Here is a 19576-nt window from a genome sequence, read left to right on the forward strand (position 1 = left end):
GGGGTTGCAGGGTCACGGGGCGTTGCAGGGGTTGCGGGGGCTGTCTCAGGTTACCGCGGGTCTCCGGTGGTGGGCGGGCTCATTCCATCCCCGCGAGCAGTGGCTGCGCGCGGTAGGGAATGTGTTCGTGCAGCACGAGTTCAGTTTCGGTGCGGAGGACTCCCTTGATGCGCAGGATGAACCGGAGCGCGCTTTGCAGGTGATGGGTGTCCGTGGCCGCCACGCGGCACCAGATGTCGCCGCGGCCGGCGATTTCGCTGACCTCCAGCACCTGGGCGTGCGTGCGCAGGGCGGCGATGACGCCGTCGAGCTGGCGGTGGTTGACCTCGATGGTGACGAAGGCGACGACGTCGTAGCCGAGCACCTCCAGATCGATTTCCCGGCCGCCATTGCGCAGAATTCCGGTGCGCAGCAGCCGTTTGACCCGTGCCTGGGCCGTATTTCGGGCGATGGACAGCGACTGGCTCAGCTCGCCGATCTGCGCCCTCGGGTCCCGGATCAGCTCGAGCAGCAGTCTGCGGTCCATCGAATCGAGCTTGCTCACAGCGATCACTCCAGCATCGTCGGCGGTGCACATTTTGAGTATTTTGCTCAGTGCGAAGCATATCGTATGTCTGAATAGGCGCAGCTGCCTCATTATGGAGTGGAAATTGGTCGAGTTTCGAGCAAACACTGGATCGGTTGCTGACTGTGAGGCAGGTGAGATGACGGTACTGAGTGAACTGCGGATGCGGCCGGCAATGGCCGAACATGCCGGCTGGGACGCATCAGTGCGGACCCGGTTGGTGCTCTCCGCCGTCGTACTGACCCTTTTGCTGATCGGCGCCAACCTGGCCACGCCGCTGTATCCGCTGCTGCAGGTGCAACTGGGGCTGACGTCCCTGGATATCACTGTCGCGTTCGCGGCCTACGTATTCAGCCTGGTGGCCGGTCTGCTGCTGGTCGGCCACTGGTCGGACCACATTGGACGGCGGGCCGCACTGTGCGTCGCGATCGTCATCGCGCTGGCCGGCGGACTGGTGTTTGGTTATGCCAACAGCCTGGCCATGTTGATTGCCGGCCGTGCGCTGCAGGGGGCCGCCGTCGCGCTTGCCACCGGTGCCAGTGCCGCCGCGCTGCGCGAATTGCTGCCCCGGCATCCCGAATGGGCCTCACGCTTCACCCTGTTGGTCTCGGCCGGAGGCGTGGCCGCCGGACCGGCAATCGGGGGAGTGCTTTCCACGCTTCCCGACCCGGAACGCACGCCCTTCATGATCCATACCGCGGCACTTGTGGCACTGTTGATTCCACTGCTGGTGCTCAAGGCCCGACCCGCTATCAAGCCCGCTTCAGGGCAGGCTGCGGCAGCGTTGAAACCGCGCCGGCCGTCGATCTCCCGCGATGCCCGCGGTGCGTTCTGGATGGCCTCACTGGTTGGTTTTACCAGCTTCGCTGTGTTCGGGTTTTTCCTGTCCCTGGCCCCGACCTACTTCGCGCAGATCGCCGGGACGGATTCGCGTCCGGTGGTCGGTCTGCTCGCGGCACTGGTGCTGGGCAGTTCGGCAGTGAGTCAACTGCTGGCCATGCGCGGCCGGTATCTGGTCCCTGCCGGGCTGGCAGGGATGGGAATCTCGGTGCTGTTGGTGGCTGCGGCCGGCTGGACCGGCAGCATTGTTCTGCTGATTGCGGCAAGCGTGGCCGCCGGCCTGTGCCAAGGCGCGGCCTTCCGGGTGGTATTCAACGAGGTGGCCAACCGGATCGAGGCTGGACGGCACGCCCAGATCATCAGCACCATCTACGTCATCACCTACCTGGGCAGTGCCCTGCCGGTGATCGGGCTCGGGGCGGCGGCAGGGGCATGGGGACTTTCGACGTCGGTGAGCTGGTTTGCCGGAGCCATCGCCTTAATGTGCCTGGCTCTGGCATGGGTCGGGCTCCGGAAGGCAAAGGCGCCGTCCAGCGCCTGAGGCGTGTCGCAAGGCGCGGTCGCCTGCGGTCTGCGCCGTTCATGGGTGATTATCGGCGTCCCGATTGCTATCGTCGTGGTGGCAGCCGTCACACTGGCGGCACCCCGATTATCCAAGGAATTTCTTGAAATGGCCGCCGGCGGCGTTGATGGTGGTGGCTCCACTGGCCGCCTTCCGGTACACGACCGGTCCGAACGGCGTTCAGCTGTCTGCCAATGGGGGTATGAACGGTGAAGTATTTAGCACGTAAAGCGACTGCTCGGGGCTGCGGGCGGGGACGTCCGGCAACTGAGTCGGAGGTATCGCGGTGGAATCAGTTGATCGCCCGCAACCCCGATGGCGGCAACGTATTCCAGGGCCGCGATTTCGTTGAGCACAAAACCCTGACCGGTTGGCGGGCCAAGTACGCCAACGTTGACGATGTCGCAGTCTCCATCCTGGAGAAACCCGTGCCTGGCCTGGGCAAGCTCTGGTACATCCCCAAAGGTCCGGGCGTGGCCCGTACCGAGCAGTTGGCTCGAATCGTGCCTTCGTTGAATTCACTGGCACAGGCCAGCGGCGCATTTGCGGTGAAGGTCGAGCCCGAGATCCAGGCCGGCAGCGCTACCCGCGGCCGCTTCACCGGCATGGGGCTGGTGAAGGTTCCGGATGTGCAGCCGAACAGTTCCACGGTCGTTGTCGACATTGACAGGCCGGTGGACGAGGTTGTTGCAGGGTTCAAAGGCAAGACCCGTTCGCACATCAGGGCTGCAGAGCGGGCCGGCGTGACGACCACGGTGGTTCCCGCCACGGACGCGAACTGCGCGCATTTTTACCGGCTCCTTGCCGAGACTGCCGAGGGAAATTTCCGAATCCGGAGCGAGCGGTACTACCGCCTGTATTGGCAACGCCACGTCCGTTCGGGTACCGGGATGATGCTCTTCGCAACCGTCGATGGACGGATTGTTGCCGCTGATTTCCTGATGCTGGTCGGGAACAAGGCTGCCCGGAAAGATGCCGCGAGCAGTCGCAATGACAAGATCCGCGGGGCAGCTGCCCTGTTGGAAGTGGAGGCGGTCAATTCGCTGCGTGAAGCGGGGATCGCCGAATATGACCTGTGTGGCGCGCCTCCGTCTGCGGAAGCGAGAAACCGCGATCATCCACTTCATGGGGTCGGCGCTTTCAAAACAGGATTCAACAATGACATCACCGATTATGTGGGGACTTGGGAGCAGCCAATCGCCACGCTGTCCCACGCCCTGTGGAGGAAAGCCGGGGAGCGGGCGGCGCTGTCGATACATAACCGGCTGCATGGCGAAAACTACTATTAGCGTAAACCTCGGATTAATCGGGCAGGATTCCCGGGCTCTGGTGTCAGCCACTTCACCGCGGTGCGGTCGAGGCACCATACGAAAGCTACGCTGTCACCTATGACCAATCTCGCCACACGGATAGGCCGTTCGCTGGCCAGCATGAGGGTGCGCATTGTCGCCGTCGTCGTGATTTTGCTGCTGTTCTCATCTGCTGGCTCGGTGCTGCTGCTGCGGGTGGTGCTGTTTGAACGCCTGGATACCGAAATCAAGGTAGGGCTCGATGCGGAGGCTGAGGAGTTCCAGCTGCTGAGCGAGGGTACCAATCCGCGCACCGGAAAGCCGTTCGGCAACGATCTGGAAGCGCTGTTCGATGTCTACTTCTCTCGTGAGGTCCCGGACGAGGGTGAAACCCTGCTGGCGTTCATCGGCGGAGAATTGTACGAATCGCGCCGGGATCGCACTGCTGCACATCCCGGACAAATCCAGGGCGCGATCGACTATTGGACGTCGCTGGAGAAAACCAAACGCGGCGCACTGGACACACCGGCCGGGCATGTCCGCTATGTAGCCATACCGGTGACCGGCGAACCGAACGACGGGTTGTTCGTCGTGGCGAACTTCCCTGCCTACGAACGCAGCGAAATTGACGACGCCGTGCAGTCGCAGATCATTGTGCAAGCCGTGACGCTGACCGTGGCTTCGCTGCTGGGGCTGCTGCTGGCCGGACGCGTGCTGCGGCCTTTGCGGTCCCTTGCCACAACGGCCCGCAACATCTCTGATACGGATTTGACCAGGCGCATCGAAGTGCGTGGCAACGACGAAGCCTCTCAGATTGCGGCCTCCTTCAACGACATGCTCGGCAGGTTGGAACAGGCGTTCACGGCTCAACGGCAATTCCTGGACGACACCAGCCACGAACTGCGCTCGCCGCTGACGGTGATCCGCGGCCACATTGAGCTGATCGAACTCGATGAGACTGCTGAAGACCGGGCGGAGACGGTGGCGCTGGTCACCGATGAGATCGACCGGATGGACAAGATCGTATCGGACCTGTTCCTGCTGGCCCGTGCCGAACAACCCGACTTCCTGGAGACTGAGCGGGTCGATCTGCGGACTCTGATCCAGGACGTGCACCGCAAAGCGACGGCGCTTGCCTCGCGGGACTGGCAGCTGCAGTTGCCGGCAGAGACGGCCATTACGGCAGACCGCCACAGGATTACCCAGGCCATGCTGCAGTTGGCGGAGAACGCCGTGAAATTCACTGGGGACGACGCCGGTATCCAGCTTGGTGCGTCCGTCGCCGGAGATGACGTTGTGTTCTGGATCCAGGACACCGGCCCGGGCGTATCAACCGCGGACGCCGAGATGATCTTCAACCGCTTCAAGCAGGGAACGTCCCCGCAGCGCAAGCAAGGGGCGGGACTGGGGCTGTCCATTGTCTCGGCGATCGCCGAAGCCCACGGCGGCAGCGTGCGGTTGGCGTCGTCCGAGGTGGGGGCCCGCTTCGAAATGACCATCCCGCGCAGCGGCTGAATTCCTTTCCGGGCGGAGGGCGCCTCCGCCCGGAAGTCACTATCTACCGAACGAACCTGCTGATTCTGGCAGAAAGTGCCCATTCGCGGTCGACCCGCCGGAGGGCTGGATGGTCCTGCGTTTCAGGACTTTGCCTGTCCGCATGCAGCTGTCCGTGCGGGGGTTGGCCTGCTGAACTGGTGGCATGGCAGATCAACCGTTTCCCGTGCACGGAACCGCTGGTCCGCCCGTGCACGGATCCACTGCCGCATTTGGCGGCTGGTGGGGCGGCAGCCTGCTCCGTCGGGCGGATCCAACACATGCAAAGAACTCGTTGCAAACAGAATATTGCAAAAAACATGTTGCAAAGAAATCTTTGCGGTTCTATGCTGGGTGCATGAACGCATCACCGGAAGCTGGCGAACCCAAAGAGCGGACAGTCGACCTCACATCCCTGAAGGTCCTCGCCCACCCGCTCCGTGTGCAGATCCTGGAGCGGTTGTCCCGCCACGGCGCCCAAACATCCAGTTCCCTCGCCGAAGTGCTGGGCGAATCCAGCGGAGCCACGAGCTACCACTTGCGTCAGCTGGCGAAGCACAATTTCGTCCGGGAAGTGGCAGGGAAGGGTACCGGCCGCGAGCGGTGGTGGGAACGCCCTCCCGGTGCCTTGAACATCCCGGGCCGTGACCTGGCCGGCGATCCGGCGGGGCGCGAAGCTCTCAGGCTGGTCAACCGTGAGTTCGAGCAACTCCGCGGCACGGCGCTGACGGACTTCATGACGCATGGCCTCGAGGAACTGCCTGCTGAATGGGTCGATGCGTCATCCATCAATACCCACCACCTGCATATGACGGTAGAGGAAATGGAGGCTGCTTCCAGGGCCTTGGAAGAAGCCACTAACCGGATCCTCGCCCCGTATCGCGCCGACAAGCGGGAACGGCCGGAGGACGCCCGTCCCATCGAGGTGCACTTGAATTCATTCCCTTTGGTCGATGGTCAGCGCCGCGACCATACTTAGACAGGAACTTCTGCCATGACAACCTTTCCCACGGAAACCGTCGGGGCGTATCCGGGCGGGCCAAACGCCGCCGATGTTCGCACCGACCCGCACATCAGGCTCCATGGGTTCGACGCCGCCGTCGTACGCACTGGCACCGCATTAGCGCAGTGGGGCCGCCATCGTGCGCTCCGGCGTTCGGCCGCCCGTTCGGCTCAGCAGCATCGTTTGCGGCTGCAGGCAGAACATGGCGAGACCCGCAGCATGGCCACGGCGCGCTCGCATTCGCAGCTGCTCCCGTAGACTCCGCCGGTGTGCCGCAGGCGGATGCCTCCCGCATGCCGGCATACCGGCGGTGAAGCCCTCCCGACCGAGGAGGCCCGGGGCGGGGGTTACCAGGAGCCCTGAAGCGCAGTACAGTATTCACAGCAAGCGCGAGCAAGGAGGTGGGTCACGATGATTGTCACAACGACGAATCCGATTCCAATTACCCACCCCGCTTCACGCCGCAACGGCAGCTAACAGCGCGCTCAACGCCGGACACTGCCCCGCCACGCCGTACCATTGTCGTGGCCGCGTGAAGCCCCCATCAAAAGGTTGCACGTTGAATTCATTATTGGCTCCGTACGGCTATACAGACCGTATCCACCGGCTTTACCAATCCACCTTCGAAGATCCGCATCCGGCCCGTGTGGCACGGGCCGACAAGAGCCATATCCTGGCCGCGACCGGCAGCGGGATGCTCCACCTGTCCTATCCGGCCGCCGAGTCCCAATGCGCCGTCGGCGACTGGGTGCAGTTGGGAACCAACGCCGCAGGGGAGCCGGCCGTTGCCGGAGTCCTCGAACGGTATTCCATGCTGGCCCGCAAAACCGCCGATGAACGGCTCTCGGGCATCCAGGTGCTGGCCGCGAACGTCGACATTGTCGGCCTCGTGGTTCCACTGGACCGGCCGATCTCCCATAATCGGCTCGAACGCACGCTCGTGGCAGCCTGGGACTCCGGCGGTCAGCCACTGGTGATTCTCACCAAGGCGGACCTGTCCAATGGCCACGACGACGTCGTCAGTCAAGTGATCGGCCAGGCGCCCGGTATTGAGGTGGTCACCACCGCCGCCGAATCAGGTGACGGACTCGAGGAACTGATGCTGCATTTCGAACCCGGCCGGACCGTTGTGCTGCTCGGCCCTTCCGGCGCCGGCAAGTCGACCCTGATCAACGCTCTCGCAGGTCAGGAGGTGCAGGACACCGGAAAGGTGCGTGCTGCCGACGGTCGTGGCAGGCACACCACCACCTCCCGGGAACTGATTCCGCTGCCCAACGGGGCTGTTTTGATGGACACTCCCGGGGTGCGGGGATTCGCCCTCTGGGACTCGGACACCGGAATGGAATCAGTATTCGGCGACATCGAGGCGCTCTTTGCCGATTGCAGGTTCAACGATTGCAACCATGGGCCTGAGCCGGGCTGCGCCGTCCAGACTGCGCTGGCGGACGGCCGCCTCGAGCACCGCAGGTGGAACAGTTACCTGAAACTGCAACGCGAATTGGAGCACCTGCAACGCAAACACGACCAGGCAGCCCGACGCCGCTATGGACGGGAATGGGCCAAGATCACCAAGGCTCACAAGGCCGGGAGGAAGGTCTAATCCGAAGGACACGGAGGGGCGCCAGGGCCCGGAATCATCCAACGCACCCGGCGGGGCATGATGGACTAGGCCGTTCGGTTTCAATAAGGTGACAGCAGGACGGTTGACGACCAAGCCATCCGGCGCTTGGGGACGAATAGTGTCTGAAGGCCATGGACCTTACAGGAAGGCGAAGCTCGATGACGAGACCAGTTACCGGCACTGCTGCCGCCACTGCCGCTGCCCCTGCCGGTGGGCCGCGGCCACGCAGGGGGCTCGGGCCGATGGTCGAGTTTGAAGCGGTCACCAAGCAGTTCCATTCCGGCTCAGCGGCGGTGGATAACCTCACCATAGATATCGACCGCGGCGCGATCACGGTCCTGGTCGGCCCCTCCGGCTGTGGCAAAACCACGTCGCTGCGGATGATCAATCGGATGGTCGAACCGACGTCGGGCACTATCCGTGTTAATAGCGAGGACATTTCGTCGAAGCCCGCAGCGCAATTGCGCCGTTCCATGGGGTATGTCATGCAGTCAGCCGGGCTGATGCCGCACCGCACGGTGGTGGAGAACATCGCGACCGTGCCGCGGCTGAATGGCCAAAGCCGCAAGGATTCGCGCCGCCGGGCCCTCGAACTGCTCGACGTGGTCGGACTGCAGGGGGCCATGGCCAAGCGCTATCCGTCCCAGCTCTCCGGCGGGCAGCAGCAACGCGTGGGTGTCGCCCGCGCGCTGGCGGCGGACCCGCCGATCCTGCTGATGGATGAGCCGTTCAGCGCCGTCGATCCGGTGGTGCGGGCGGAGTTGCAGACGGAACTGCTGCGGTTGCAAAAGGATCTGTCCAAAACCATCGTCTTCGTCACCCACGACATCGACGAGGCGACGGTGCTGGGCGACAAGGTGGCCGTATTCGCCACCGGCGGGCGGGTGGCGCAGTACGCCACAGCGGAAGAGATTCTGCGCGCCCCGGTGGACGACTTCGTCGCCGGGTTCGTCGGCCGCGACCGGGGATTCCGGCATCTGGCGTTCAACAGCGGCGAGCAGCTGTGGGTCCATCCGATCGGCACTCGATCCGTGAGCGAGCTGCCCAAGGGCAATGCCGGCCGGGAGTGGACGCTGATGGCCGACGACGGCGGCAGGCCGGTCGGGTGGATGGCCCCCGACTCGCCGCCCTTGACGGATCGTACGGAACTGGTCCCGGGCGGTTCGCTCTACCGCCGGGGCGATTCGCTGCGCGGCGCGATGGATGCCGCACTGTCCTCGCCTTCGGGACTGGGCGTAGTGATTGACGACGGCGGCAAGGTCGCCGGCGTCGTCAAGCCCGGTGAGGTGCTCAGCGCCATCGAGCAATCGAGAATTGACCGGAACCGCGGGAACGGGACCGGCTGATGGAGTGGGTCTTCAACAACAGTGACGAGATTCTGCGTTACACCGGGCTGCACCTGTATCAGTCAGTGGTGCCACTGGCACTCGGGTTGATGATTGCCATTCCCATAGGCCAGCTTGCCAGGCAGCACCGGGCGCTGGGTGGTTTTGTGCTCTCGGCCAGCTCCGTGATGTACACCGTGCCTTCGCTGGCGTTGTTCGTGATGCTTCCTGTGGTGCTTGGCACCGGGATCATCGACTTAATCAACGTGATCGTCGCCCTGACTCTCTACGCCGTGGCGCTGTTGACCCGCTCTATGGTTGACGCGTTGAACTCGGTCGACGACGGCGTCCGGCAGGCTGCCACGGCAATGGGGTACAAGCCGTTCCGCAGATTCTTCCATGTGGATCTTCCGCTTTCCGTGCCGGTGCTGTTCGCGGGGCTGCGGGTGGTGTCAGTGAGCAACATTTCGCTGGTCAGCGTTGGTGCGGTGATCGGGATCCCCAACCTTGGCTACTATTTCATCAACGGTATGCAGCGCCGGTTCATCCTCGAGATTGTGACCGGAATTGTCCTTACCCTGCTGCTGGCAGTGTTGATGGACCTGTTGCTGGTGTTGATCGAGAAGCTGCTCACACCGTGGACGCGTGCCGCCGGCGCAGCGCCTCCCACTGATGCGGCCCGGGCCGAAGCGCTCGCGACAGGACCGCACCACGATACCGGTGCGGCAGCTGATCCGGGAAGGGCGCCGGAACTGGAGGGCAGAGGACGATGATCGTCGCGTTACAGGCCGGTGCCGGGTCCGAAGAGAGCAACAATATCTTCGTCTCCACGTACTACTTCTTCGCAGACCCTGCGAACTGGACCGGTGGCCAGGGGATCCTGTGGCGGACCGTGGAGCACCTGCAGTACACCGGGCTGACGCTGTTGGCGGCCGCCGTCGTCGCCGTCCCCATCGGGCTTTTCGTCGGGCACACCGGCCGCGGCCGGGTCGCCGTGGTCGCCATTGCCGGGGCGTTGCGGGCATTGCCCACCCTGGGGCTGCTGGTGCTCTTCGCGGTGCTGATGGGTATTGGGCTGATCCCGCCACTGCTGGCCTTGGTGATCCTGACCATCCCTCCGCTGCTGGCGGGGACCTATGCCGGCATTGCTTCGGTCGATCCGGTCACCGTGGATGCGGCCCGCAGCATGGGAATGCGCGAAGGGCAGATTCTTTTCCGGGTGGAAGTACCAAACGGGATGGAGGTCATAGTTGGCGGGGTGCGCACTGCGGTGCTGCAGGTCATCGCCACTGTGGCGGTGGTGGCGTACTTGAACCTGGGTGGTTTGGGGCGCTACCTGATTGACGGAGTGGCGGTGCGCGACTACGTGCAGATGTTCGCCGGCGCGCTGCTGATTGCCGCACTGGCCATTATTGTCGACGCATTGCTGGCCGGAGTTCAACGCGCAGCAGTGCCCAAGGGGTTGAAAACGCCCACGTCCGCCCCGGCAGTTGACTCAGGCAGCGGAATGGCCGCCGCCGGTACACGAGGAGGAAACTCATGACCAAGACGCACAAGCGATATCGGCGCATCGGTGCCCCGATGGTGGCCGCTGTGGCGCTCGCGCTGGCCTTGAGCGCCTGCGGAGCCACGGGGGATCCGCTGTCCAACCCTGAGACAACGGGCTCCGGCGGAACCGGATCCGATGGACCACTGGTGGTGGGGTCGGCCGCATTCCCCGAAAGCGAAATCATCGCTGAAATCTACGCCGGTGCCCTCGAGGCCGCCGGCGTCAAGGCGAAGACGAAGCCGGCCATCGGTTCCCGGGAAATCTACGTCGGCGCGGTCCGGGATGGCTCCGTCGATCTGGTGCCCGAGTACAGCGGCAACCTGCTGCTGTTCTTCAACCCGGACGCCACGGCCGCGTCCGCCGAGGAGATCATGGATGCACTGCCCCGGGCGCTGCCGGAAGGCCTCGCGGTGCTGGAGCCGGCCGAGGCCCAGAACAAAGATTCAATGGTCATCACCCAGGCAACTTCCGAGAAGTACGACCTGACCAGCCTGGCCGATATCGGCGACGTGTGCGGCGAATTGGTGTTGGGTGCCCCGCCCGAGTTCGCCGAACGGGCCTACGGGCTGAAAGGCCTGAAAGAGAAATACGGCTGCGAGTTCAAATCGTTCGAGCCGCTGAACGACGGCGGAGGAGCGGTGACCGTGCAGGCGCTGATCGAAAACGATATCCAGGTCGCCGACATCTTCACCACCACTCCGGCCATCGAGGATCACGGCCTGGTGGTGCTTGAGGACCCGAAGAACAACTTCATCGCCCAGCAGGTGCTGCCCTTGATCAGCGAAGAGCGCGTCGGCGAACAGGTGAGGGACGTGCTGAATTCCGTGTCCGCGGAACTGACCACCGACGACCTGATCAGCCTCAACCGTCAGGTCAGCGGGGACCAGAAGCTCAGTGCCGAAAAGGCGGCACATGGATGGCTGGAGGAGAACGGGTTCCTTGAATAGCGTCGAATAGTTCGACCGGGATTCCTGATCCGTCCGGCGGTTCCGATAGTGCACGTGGACCAGTCGGCGTCGAAGTTCCGTTTCAAGGTGGTCCGGGCCGTGTCCTGTCGCCTGCCGTCGCCTGTGGCATGCTGGAAATATGGCAGAGTTCAAGCAGTCCGACAAGCTCCACAACGTGCTGTACGACATTCGCGGACCGCTGTTGCAACACGCCCAGCGAATGGAGGCGGAGGGGCACCAGATCCTGAAGCTGAACATCGGCAATCCCGCGCCCTTCGGCTTCGAAGCGCCGGACGCGATTTTGATGGACATGATCCGCAACCTGTCCACGGCCCAGGGATACAGCGACGCCCGCGGCATCTACTCGGCGCGCACCGCCGTCGTGCAGTATTACCAGAGCAGGGGGCTGGAAGGCCTCGACGTCGACGACATCTATCTGGGCAATGGGGTCAGCGAACTCATCACTTTGTCGCTGCAGGCTCTGCTGAACAACGGCGACGAGGTGCTGATCCCCACCCCGGACTATCCGTTGTGGACCGCCTCCGTGAGTCTGGCCGGAGGCACTCCTGTGCACTATATGTGCGACGAGGCGGAACACTGGTGGCCCGACGTCGACGATATAGCCTCGAAGATCACGGACCGGACCAAGGGCCTGGTGCTGATCAACCCCAATAATCCGACCGGTGCGGTCTATCCCAAACATATTGTGGAGCAGATCGCTGAGTTGGCCCGGCAGCACGATTTAGTGCTGTTCTCCGACGAGATCTACGAGAAAATCCTGTACGACGGCCACGAGCACGTCAATGCCGCGACGGTGGCCGACGACGTCTTGTGCCTGACCTTCAGCGGGCTCTCCAAGGCGTACCGGATCGCGGGATTCCGCAGCGGATGGCTTGCCATTACCGGCCCGAAGAAAAAGGCCGGTGACTATATCGAAGGCATCAATCTGCTGGCCAGTATGCGCCTTTGCGCCAACGTTCCGGCCCAGCACGCCATCCAGACCGCGCTGGGCGGGCATCAGAGTATCGAGGACCTGATCCTGCCCGGAGGGCGCCTGCTTGAGCAGCGGGATACAGCGTTCAAGCTGCTCAACGACATCCCCGGTGTCAGTTGCGAGCTGGCTGCCGGGGCCCTCTATCTGTTCCCCAAACTGGACCCCGAAGTGTATCCGATCCAAAGCGACGAGAAATTCGCCCTCGACTTGCTGACCGAGCAGCGGATCCTGATTTCACACGGAACCGCCTTCAACTGGGTGAACCCGGACCACTTCCGGCTGGTCACGCTGCCCAGCGTCCCGGACATCGAGGAGGCGGTGGGCCGGATCGCCGAATTCCTCGACGGATACAAGCCATAACCGGGCAGACGGCTACGCTTCGTCCTGGTCCTCTTCGGGCTCGGCCTTCCGGGCCGCATCCAGCCGCTTCCTGGCACCCTCGAGCCACTGCTCACAGCGTTGGGCCAAAGCCTCGCCGCGCTCCCACAGCGCCAGCGAATCCTCCAGGGTGGTCCCGCCGGTCTCCAGTTTGCCCACCACGGCAATCAATTCCTCGCGCGCCTGCTCATAGGACAGTTCGGCCACGTCGACCGTGCCGGTTGGTTCAGTGCTCATCGGGCGTCTCGTTTCTGCTGTTCTCGTCATTGTCGGTGACTCGGGCGCCGAGCCTGCCATCGGCCACCCGGACGTTGAGGTGGGTGCCGGCCGGGGCGTCCGTCGCCTGGCGCAGCACCGACCGATCATCGAGCTGGACGACGGCGTAGCCGCGGTCAAGCGTCTTCTGCGGCGAGAGCGCCCGAACCTGGGCCCGCAAATGCTGCAGCCGGTCCTCGCCACGGCGCACCGCCGTCGTAATCGCCCCCAGCGACCTGGCCCGCAGCCGTTCCAATTCCTCATGCCGGACCGTGATCATGCCCTCAGGATTGGACAGTACCGGCCGCGACCTCATTGCCGTCAGCTGGTCTTCCTCACGGGCCACGAACTGAACCATGCAACGGCGCAGGCTGGCCCGGCACTGGTGGATGCGGTGCAGCTCCTCCGCCACGTCCGGCACCACCTGCTTGGCGGCGTCAGTGGGAGTCGACGCCCGCACATCCGCCACGTCGTCGACCAGCGGCCGGTCCGCCTCGTGGCCGACGGCGCTGACAACCGGAGTGGCGGCCTCCGAGACGGCGCGGATCAGCTCTTCGGTGCTGAACGGCAACAGGTCTTCCAATGAGCCGCCGCCACGGGCCATCACGATCACGTCAACACGCTCATCCGCGTCCAGCTCCGAGAGGGCCTTGCGCATTTGCCCGACGGCGTTGACCCCTTGAACAGCGACTTCGCGGATTTCGAATTCGACGGCGGGCCACCTCAGCGCCGCATTGCGCCGCACGTCCTTCATGGCGTCGGAATCCCTGCCCGTAATCAGTCCGATCCGGTGGGGCAGCACCGGCAGGGGGAGCTTGCGGTCGGCGTCGAACAGCCCCTCGGCAGTCAGTGCCCGGCGTAGCATTTCGATGCGGGCCAGCAGGTCGCCCAACCCGACCGGACGGACATCGCGGGTCTGCATGGACAGCCGCCCGGTCTTCATCCAGAAATCCGGCTTCACCAAGGCGACCACCCGCGAACCCGTCTCCAAAGGGGTCTTGAGCCGGTTCATCGTCGAATTGAAGATGGTCAACGACAGCGAGATTTCGGCGTCGGTGTCCCGCAGCGTGACGTAGCTGACGCTGCCGCGGCGGTTGAGCTGGATGATCTGGCCTTCCACCCAAACTGCCGGAGCGCGTTCAATATGGACCTTGAGCTTCTCCGAGAGCATCCTCAGCGGCCACGGCCGGTCCGCCGAGGTTTCGGCGGCGGTCCCGGGCAGCGTTGTCGCGGCAGCCGCCCCTCCTTGAGCCGTCGAAATCTCAGTCATGGTTAAAGACTTACCACTTCGTACCGTCAGTTTTTGCTCAGTAGACTGATACACCGGCACATTGTGGATAACTAAGAGGCGGTCAACTGTTTTATGCGCACACTCCTCTCGGCTTTCGCCGGAATCGCTGCCGTCGTGCTGTGCCTGCTCGCCGTCCCGGGACTATGGCTGGACCAGAACGTGGTATCCGAAGACGGCTTCGTCGAATTGGCCGAACCGCTGGCCTCGGACGGGCAGTTCCAGGAACAACTGGCCGAGGCAACAGCCCGGACCGTCCTGGAAAATGCGTCATTGGGTCCGGCGTTGATGGAACTGGCTCGTCCGCTCGTGGATCAAGCGGCCCAAAACCTGACGGAAAACCCCGGATACCGGCAGGCTTGGGAAGAGACGCTGCGCGGCAGTCACCAGGTGACCATGTCAGGCAACGACGCTTCGGCGGCCGTGATCCTCGACATCGCCCCGATCGTGGCACTTGCAGCGCAACAGGCAGCCGATTCCGTCGGCGCGGATATCCAGGCGCCGGAGCAGGTCTTGATTGATGTTGGCGGCTCCAACCAGCAAATCATCATCGAGATAGTACAGAATTATGCGCAGCTGGCAGTGCCGTTCGCGATCGCGGCCGTGGTTGCCTTCGCGCTGGCGATGCTGATTGCCCGACGCCGATCCACCACCTTTGTGCTGGTGGGGATCGGCGTCGCGGTCGCGGCCGGATTGTGGAAACTGAGCGCCGAGTATGCGATGCGGCAGATAAAGACCTCGGCAGACGCCAACGAACTGGCCGGTCTGTTCAAGACACATCTCACGGCCCTGGCCGAAGCCAGTTTCAACGAGTGGATCCTGGCCGGGGCCGGCGCCGCCGCTGTGATGATCCTCATCGGCCTGATCTCGCGGGTATTCGCCGGTAGCCGAACCTGACCTGCCCGATTTGCTCCACCTCTTATGATGGAAGTATGACTTCCACGGCGGTCTCCGTACCTATGCCCACCATCCCGCGCAAACGCCGCAGCCCGGAAGACGTGGCAGCAGCGGCCCCGGTCACTGGACCGCGAAATGTGCTGCTGGCAGCACCCAGAGGCTACTGCGCCGGCGTCGACCGTGCCGTCATTGCGGTGGAGAAGGCCCTGGAGCACTACGGCCCGCCCGTTTACGTGCGAAAACAGATCGTGCACAACCTCCACGTCGTCAGCAACCTTGAGGAACAGGGTGTGATTTTCGTGGAGGAAACGGACGAGGTGCCCGAAGGGGCAACCGTTGTGTTCTCCGCGCACGGCGTCTCACCGGCTGTCACGCAGTCGGCCAGCGACCGCGGACTGCAGACCATCGATGCGACCTGCCCGTTGGTGACGAAGGTCCACCGTGAGGCGGTTCGCTATGCCAAGAACGAGTTCGACATCCTATTGATTGGACACGAGGGACACGAAGAGGTCGAGGGAACCTTCGGCGAGGCTCCCGAGAATATCCAGGTCGTTAACGGTCCCGAGGACGTCGATAAGGTCGAGGTCCGCGATCCGGAGAAAATCATCTGGCTGTCGCAGACCACCCTGAGCGTTGACGAAACCATGGAGACGGTGCGCCTGCTGCGCGACCGGTTCCCCACCTTGCAGGATCCGCCCAGTGACGACATTTGCTATGCGACCTCAAACCGCCAGGTGGCGATCAAGAAGGTCGCGCCGCAGTCGGATCTGGTCCTGGTGGTCGGTTCGGCCAACTCCTCCAACTCCGTCCGGCTGGTGGAAGTGGCGTTGGAATACGGCGCCAAGGCTTCGCACCGGGTTGATTTCGCCAATGAGATCGACGAGTCCTGGTTCGAAGGTATCCAGACCATCGGAGTGACCTCCGGCGCCTCCGTGCCCGAAGTGCTGGTGCGGGAGGTGCTGGATTTGCTCTCCGAATACGGCTACGGCGACGTGGAAGAAGTGGTCACGGCTGAAGAGGACATCATCTTTTCGCTGCCCAAGGAACTGCGCGCCACCTTGAAGCAGGCAGGCGATTCGTCCCCGGGCCTCGGAGGGCGCGGCTCACGGCCCACGTCCTGACTTATCCGGCTTCGCGGTCGCGCTCCAGGAGTTCGGGCGCGCCCAGCAACCGCGGCGTGGATTCGACCGGCGACGCACCGATATCCGATTCGGAGAAGCTGGCCGGGTCGATGGCGTTGATCTTCCGCGCCGTCGGGAAGACCCTCGATTCAAGGGTTCCGACGAAGGAGTTGTAGCGCTCCACGGAGGCTTTCAACGAATTGCCCAGCTTCGACACGTGTCCGCCCATAGTGCCCAGCCGGTCGTACAACTCCCGGGACAGCTCAAACAGCTCCTTGGCGTTATCGGTCAGCACGTCCTGGCGCCAGCTGAACGCGACCGCCTTGAGCATCGCCAACAATGACACGGGCGAGGACAGCGCCACGTTCTTCCGGAACGAGTACTCCAACAGCTCCGGATCCGCATCCAGGGCGGCGGCCAGGAACGACTCCACCGGGATAAAGCAGACCACCAGCTCCGGGCTGTTGGAACAGCCCTCCCAGTACTTCTTTGCGGCGAGGGCGTCCACGTGGGCCCGGACCGCCTTCGCATGTTGGCCAAGCAGCGTCTTTCGCCGCGCCTGCTCCGACTCGCCCGCCGCGGCCGGAATCTCATGGGCCTGCAGGTAGGCCGAAAGCGGCACCTTCGCATCCACCACAATTTCCTTGGTCCCGGGCAGCCTGATGACCATGTCCGGCCGCGTGCTGGACGTGCCGGACTGCGCAGAGGCGTTGTGCACCTGCTCGGCAAAGTCGACGTAGGGAACCATCCCGGCTGCTTCGACGACCCGGCGCAACTGCACCTCGCCCCAGCGGCCACGCACGCTGTTGGACTGCAACGCCGACGAGAGGGTTTGCGTGGTTGACAGCAGCTGCTCGTCCGCACGTTTGGCATCCTTGAGCTGCTGCGCAAGTTGCCCGTACTGCTCCACCCGGTCCCGTTCCAGCACGCTGACCTGGGACTGCATGTGGTTAAGCTTCTCCGCCACCGGGGCCAGCGCCTGCAGCACGGAACTGTCCTGCTGGGTCTGCTTTTCCAACTGGGCATTCTGGCTCGAGAGCAGGTTGCGCTCGGCTTCCGCGGCTGCCAACCGGGACCGCGCCTCACTAACCCGGCTACCGGCGTCGTCCACCTCTGTTTCCATGGCGCGCACGCGCACGCGGGCCAGCACCGCCATCGCACCCGCCCCCAGCAGGACGCCCAGCACGAGAATTAAGACCATCAGCACCACCGGAAATTCGTTCATAATTCAACCTTGGCATCGACCACTGACAGAATTGTGGCGACTGGCCGCTTCGCGCCGGCTGGGTCCCGAACGCTAGGATGGATCACCGTGGCTTTAACTATTGGCATCGTCGGACTGCCCAACGTCGGCAAATCAACTCTGTTCAACGCACTGACCCGTAACCAGGTGGTGGCCGAAAACTACCCGTTCGCGACCATCGAACCGAACGTCGGCGTGGTGAACCTGCCCGATGAGCGGCTCGGAACGCTGGCGGAGATGTTCAGCTCCGTCAAGGTGCTGCCGGCCACGGTGTCGTTCGTGGACATCGCCGGTATCGTCAAGGGCGCCTCGGAGGGGGAGGGGCTGGGCAACCAGTTCCTGGCCAATATCCGCGAGGCCGAGGCGATCGCGCAGGTGATTCGGGTCTTCGATGATCCGGATGTGGTCCATGTCGACGGCAACGTCAATCCGCGCTCCGATATGGAAACGATCAATACGGAGCTGATCCTGGCCGATCTGCAGACGCTGGAGAAGGCGATTCCGCGACTGGACAAAGAGGTCAAGGGCAAGAAAACCGAGCCGGCGAAACTTGCAGCGGCCAAGGACGCGCAGGAAGTGCTCGAACGCGGCGACACCATCTTCTCCGCGGTCGAGGCCCGCAAGCTCGATATGGAACACCTGCGCGAACTGAGCCTGCTGACGGCGAAGCCTTTCATCTACGTCTTCAACGTCGACGACACGATTCTCGGCAGCGAAGAGAAGCAGGCGGAGCTGCGCGAGCTCGTGGCGCCGGCCGATGCGGTGTTCCTGGATGCCAAGCTCGAGGCGGACATGGTGGAGCTGGAACCGGACGAGGCACGGGAGATGCTGGAGATGTCCGGCCAGAGTGAGTCCGGCCTGGATAAGCTCGCCCGCGTTGGCTTCCATACTCTCGGCCTGCAGACCTACTTGACCGCAGGTCCCAAGGAAGCCCGTGCCTGGACCATCAACCAGGGCGATACGGCGCCGCAGGCTGCCGGCGTGATCCACACCGACTTCCAGCGGGGCTTTATCAAGGCCGAAATTGTCTCCTTCGCCGACCTTGTCGATGCGGGTTCGATGGCGGAAGCCAAGTCCCGTGGCAAGGTCCGGATGGAGGGCAAGGAATACGTGATGCACGACGGCGACGTGGTGGAGTTCCGCTTTAACGTGTGATCTACGCCCCCGACTCCGGGGTCGTATGCCGACGGGTCGCCTCGTGACGGCGCGGTCAGGCGGTCTCGTGTGCGGGCAGCGGCCTGCGGGTGTCGGGCGTCAGGTGCTTGCTGGATCCATCGGTCGCCTGCTGGACTGTGCTTCTCAGCCTGACAACCGCACATCTGTGCACACCTGATTGGTGAGCCCAGTAGCCGACAGGTGAACGGATCGGGCCACGTCAGGTTCGAGATGCGGCAACTGCCGCGTCGCCACGCTTGATGATATCATGATGTCACCGAATTGTGGAGGTGGTTGTCGTGACGAACATGCTGATTCGTGGTCTCAGCGACGAGACTATCGCTCGGATCGACCGAAGTGCTCAAGAGCTGGGCCTGTCGCGCAACGAGTACCTGCGTCGCCGGCTCGAGGGTGATGCTCCTCGGGCGACGACGACGAAGACGACTGAAGAGGAATGGAAGCGTTCCGGCGAGATTTTCGCCGACCTCGCCGATCCCGACATCATGGCCGACGCATGGCGGTGACGAACTGGCTCATCGACAAATCAGCTCTCGTCAGGCTCCAACTCAATCAGGTTGCCGAGGCCGAGAACTGGAAGCTCAGGATCGATCGTGGGCTCGTTCGGCTCTCGACGATCACTCGCCTTGAGCTCGGGTACTCGGCTCGGACGGGTACTGAAGGACGGGAAGGATTTCGTCGACCACCGCTCTCAATGATGCCCGTCGAGCGGATCACTCCTGCCGTCGAGGACCGAGCCGAAGAGGTGCAGATGCTGCTCGCCGACCGTGGAAAGCACCGCGCGCCGTCCATCCCGGACCTTCTCATCGCCGCCACCGCGGAGAAGACCGGGCTGACGGTGCTGGCCGTGGACAAGGACTTCGACCTGATCGCCGAGGTCACTGGGCAACCTGTGGAGACGCTTGCGCTGCGATGATCTTGCAGGGCACCGAGCACCTGATGGCCCTACGTGTGGGCACGTGGTGGAGTTCAGATTTAATGTGTAGTGGGCGG

General features: G+C 63.6%; 20 protein-coding genes. 16 read left to right on the forward strand and 4 right to left on the reverse strand.

Annotated elements, in window-relative coordinates; translation table 11 throughout:
- Nucleotides 1-79 precede the first annotated feature (79 nt).
- Nucleotides 80-526 (reverse strand): Lrp/AsnC family transcriptional regulator, encoded by a 447-nt coding sequence (locus H535_RS0105660; protein WP_425387261.1) that lies wholly within the window; start codon nucleotides 524-526, stop codon nucleotides 80-82.
- A 178-nt stretch (nucleotides 527-704) separates the two neighbouring features.
- Between H535_RS0105660 and H535_RS0105665 the strand changes: the two genes are divergently transcribed.
- From H535_RS0105665 to H535_RS0105720, 11 genes are all read left to right on the forward strand, one after another.
- Entirely contained in the window at nucleotides 705-1946 is a 1242-nt protein-coding gene (locus H535_RS0105665; RefSeq protein WP_026818787.1) for an MFS transporter, read from the forward strand.
- A gap of 317 nt (nucleotides 1947-2263) precedes the next feature.
- Nucleotides 2264-3256, forward strand: coding sequence for a lipid II:glycine glycyltransferase FemX (locus tag H535_RS23700; protein WP_051298591.1), 993 nt, complete (start codon nucleotides 2264-2266; stop codon nucleotides 3254-3256).
- Between the two features lie 99 nt (nucleotides 3257-3355).
- A complete protein-coding gene (locus tag H535_RS0105680; RefSeq protein ID WP_081416466.1) occupies nucleotides 3356-4771 on the forward strand; it encodes a sensor histidine kinase in 1416 nt (471 codons plus the stop codon).
- 376 nt (nucleotides 4772-5147) lie between these two features.
- Nucleotides 5148-5768: a winged helix-turn-helix domain-containing protein gene (locus H535_RS23705; RefSeq protein ID WP_035768432.1), complete on the forward strand. Its 621-nt coding sequence runs from the start codon at nucleotides 5148-5150 to the stop codon at nucleotides 5766-5768.
- Nucleotides 5769-5783: 15 nt separating this feature from the next.
- Complete coding sequence (locus H535_RS0105690; RefSeq protein ID WP_026818790.1) at nucleotides 5784-6050, forward strand: hypothetical protein; 267 nt, start codon at nucleotides 5784-5786, stop codon at nucleotides 6048-6050.
- Between the two features lie 301 nt (nucleotides 6051-6351).
- On the forward strand, nucleotides 6352-7392 hold the full coding sequence (gene rsgA, locus H535_RS23710; protein WP_051298592.1) for a ribosome small subunit-dependent GTPase A: 1041 nt from the start codon (nucleotides 6352-6354) through the stop codon (nucleotides 7390-7392).
- Between the two features lie 263 nt (nucleotides 7393-7655).
- Nucleotides 7656-8759, forward strand: a complete 1104-nt coding sequence (locus H535_RS0105700; protein WP_026818791.1) for an ABC transporter ATP-binding protein — start codon at nucleotides 7656-7658, stop codon at nucleotides 8757-8759.
- Nucleotides 8759-9511: an ABC transporter permease gene (locus H535_RS23715; RefSeq protein ID WP_081416468.1), complete on the forward strand. Its 753-nt coding sequence runs from the start codon at nucleotides 8759-8761 to the stop codon at nucleotides 9509-9511. Before H535_RS0105700 ends, H535_RS23715 begins: the two co-directional genes overlap by 1 nt.
- Nucleotides 9508-10281: an ABC transporter permease gene (locus tag H535_RS0105710; protein ID WP_051298595.1), complete on the forward strand. Its 774-nt coding sequence runs from the start codon at nucleotides 9508-9510 to the stop codon at nucleotides 10279-10281. The genes H535_RS23715 and H535_RS0105710 overlap by 4 nt, the downstream gene beginning before the upstream one ends.
- A complete protein-coding gene (locus tag H535_RS0105715; RefSeq protein WP_026818793.1) occupies nucleotides 10278-11234 on the forward strand; it encodes an ABC transporter substrate-binding protein in 957 nt (318 codons plus the stop codon). The genes H535_RS0105710 and H535_RS0105715 overlap by 4 nt, the downstream gene beginning before the upstream one ends.
- A 139-nt stretch (nucleotides 11235-11373) precedes the next feature.
- The gene (locus H535_RS0105720; protein WP_026818794.1) at nucleotides 11374-12588 is read left to right on the forward strand and encodes a pyridoxal phosphate-dependent aminotransferase; all 1215 of its coding nucleotides are present in this window, start codon (nucleotides 11374-11376) and stop codon (nucleotides 12586-12588) included.
- A 12-nt stretch (nucleotides 12589-12600) separates the two neighbouring features.
- Here the strand turns inward: H535_RS0105720 and H535_RS0105725 are convergent, their stop codons facing one another.
- Both H535_RS0105725 and xseA read right to left on the reverse strand, forming a co-directional pair.
- Nucleotides 12601-12843, reverse strand: coding sequence for an exodeoxyribonuclease VII small subunit (locus tag H535_RS0105725; protein ID WP_026818795.1), 243 nt, complete (start codon nucleotides 12841-12843; stop codon nucleotides 12601-12603).
- Nucleotides 12833-14131, reverse strand: coding sequence for an exodeoxyribonuclease VII large subunit (gene xseA / locus H535_RS23720; protein WP_051298597.1), 1299 nt, complete (start codon nucleotides 14129-14131; stop codon nucleotides 12833-12835). The genes H535_RS0105725 and xseA overlap by 11 nt, the downstream gene beginning before the upstream one ends.
- 93 nt (nucleotides 14132-14224) lie before the next feature.
- Between xseA and H535_RS0105735 the strand changes: the two genes are divergently transcribed.
- A complete protein-coding gene (locus tag H535_RS0105735; protein ID WP_026818796.1) occupies nucleotides 14225-15046 on the forward strand; it encodes a hypothetical protein in 822 nt (273 codons plus the stop codon).
- Nucleotides 15047-15081: 35 nt separating this feature from the next.
- Nucleotides 15082-16167, forward strand: coding sequence for a 4-hydroxy-3-methylbut-2-enyl diphosphate reductase (locus H535_RS0105740; RefSeq protein WP_026818797.1), 1086 nt, complete (start codon nucleotides 15082-15084; stop codon nucleotides 16165-16167).
- Nucleotide 16168: 1 nt separating this feature from the next.
- Here H535_RS0105740 and H535_RS0105745 read toward each other — a convergent pair whose 3' ends face one another.
- Nucleotides 16169-17392: a DNA recombination protein RmuC gene (locus H535_RS0105745; protein WP_026818798.1), complete on the reverse strand. Its 1224-nt coding sequence runs from the start codon at nucleotides 17390-17392 to the stop codon at nucleotides 16169-16171.
- An 87-nt stretch (nucleotides 17393-17479) separates the two neighbouring features.
- Between H535_RS0105745 and ychF the strand changes: the two genes are divergently transcribed.
- The 3 genes from ychF to H535_RS0105760 all read left to right on the forward strand — a co-directional run bounded on the left by ychF (nucleotide 17480) and on the right by H535_RS0105760 (nucleotide 19499).
- Nucleotides 17480-18565 carry a redox-regulated ATPase YchF gene (gene ychF, locus H535_RS0105750; protein WP_026818799.1) on the forward strand — a complete coding sequence of 362 codons (1086 nt, stop codon included), beginning with the start codon at nucleotides 17480-17482 and terminating at the stop codon, nucleotides 18563-18565.
- 308 nt (nucleotides 18566-18873) lie between these two features.
- Nucleotides 18874-19089, forward strand: a complete 216-nt coding sequence (vapB, locus tag H535_RS0105755; RefSeq protein WP_245580177.1) for a type II toxin-antitoxin system VapB family antitoxin — start codon at nucleotides 18874-18876, stop codon at nucleotides 19087-19089.
- Nucleotides 19080-19499, forward strand: coding sequence for a PIN domain nuclease (locus tag H535_RS0105760; RefSeq protein ID WP_026818801.1), 420 nt, complete (start codon nucleotides 19080-19082; stop codon nucleotides 19497-19499). Before vapB ends, H535_RS0105760 begins: the two co-directional genes overlap by 10 nt.
- Nucleotides 19500-19576: the final 77 nt, after the last annotated feature.

The sequence above is a fragment of the Arthrobacter castelli DSM 16402 genome, assembly GCF_000430705.1.
Lineage (GTDB): Bacteria > Actinomycetota > Actinomycetes > Actinomycetales > Micrococcaceae > Arthrobacter_C > Arthrobacter_C castelli.

Bases quoted from the DNA above. Each gene is read 5' to 3' on its own strand.
- H535_RS0105660 (WP_425387261.1), bottom strand. From the start codon at position 526: ATGGACCGCAGACTGCTGCTCGAGCTGATCCGGGACCCGAGGGCGCAG.
- H535_RS0105665 (WP_026818787.1), top strand. From the start codon at position 705: ATGACGGTACTGAGTGAACTGCGGATGCGGCCGGCAATGGCCGAACAT.
- H535_RS0105680 (WP_081416466.1), top strand. From the start codon at position 3,356: ATGACCAATCTCGCCACACGGATAGGCCGTTCGCTGGCCAGCATGAGG.
- H535_RS23705 (WP_035768432.1), top strand. From the start codon at position 5,148: ATGAACGCATCACCGGAAGCTGGCGAACCCAAAGAGCGGACAGTCGAC.
- H535_RS0105690 (WP_026818790.1), top strand. From the start codon at position 5,784: ATGACAACCTTTCCCACGGAAACCGTCGGGGCGTATCCGGGCGGGCCA.
- H535_RS0105700 (WP_026818791.1), top strand. From the start codon at position 7,656: ATGGTCGAGTTTGAAGCGGTCACCAAGCAGTTCCATTCCGGCTCAGCG.
- H535_RS23715 (WP_081416468.1), top strand. From the start codon at position 8,759: ATGGAGTGGGTCTTCAACAACAGTGACGAGATTCTGCGTTACACCGGG.
- H535_RS0105710 (WP_051298595.1), top strand. From the start codon at position 9,508: ATGATCGTCGCGTTACAGGCCGGTGCCGGGTCCGAAGAGAGCAACAAT.
- H535_RS0105715 (WP_026818793.1), top strand. From the start codon at position 10,278: ATGACCAAGACGCACAAGCGATATCGGCGCATCGGTGCCCCGATGGTG.
- H535_RS0105720 (WP_026818794.1), top strand. From the start codon at position 11,374: ATGGCAGAGTTCAAGCAGTCCGACAAGCTCCACAACGTGCTGTACGAC.
- H535_RS0105725 (WP_026818795.1), bottom strand. From the start codon at position 12,843: ATGAGCACTGAACCAACCGGCACGGTCGACGTGGCCGAACTGTCCTAT.
- xseA (WP_051298597.1), bottom strand. From the start codon at position 14,131: ATGACTGAGATTTCGACGGCTCAAGGAGGGGCGGCTGCCGCGACAACG.
- H535_RS0105735 (WP_026818796.1), top strand. From the start codon at position 14,225: ATGCGCACACTCCTCTCGGCTTTCGCCGGAATCGCTGCCGTCGTGCTG.
- H535_RS0105740 (WP_026818797.1), top strand. From the start codon at position 15,082: ATGACTTCCACGGCGGTCTCCGTACCTATGCCCACCATCCCGCGCAAA.
- H535_RS0105745 (WP_026818798.1), bottom strand. From the start codon at position 17,392: ATGAACGAATTTCCGGTGGTGCTGATGGTCTTAATTCTCGTGCTGGGC.
- vapB (WP_245580177.1), top strand. From the start codon at position 18,874: ATGCTGATTCGTGGTCTCAGCGACGAGACTATCGCTCGGATCGACCGA.
- H535_RS0105760 (WP_026818801.1), top strand. From the start codon at position 19,080: ATGGCGGTGACGAACTGGCTCATCGACAAATCAGCTCTCGTCAGGCTC.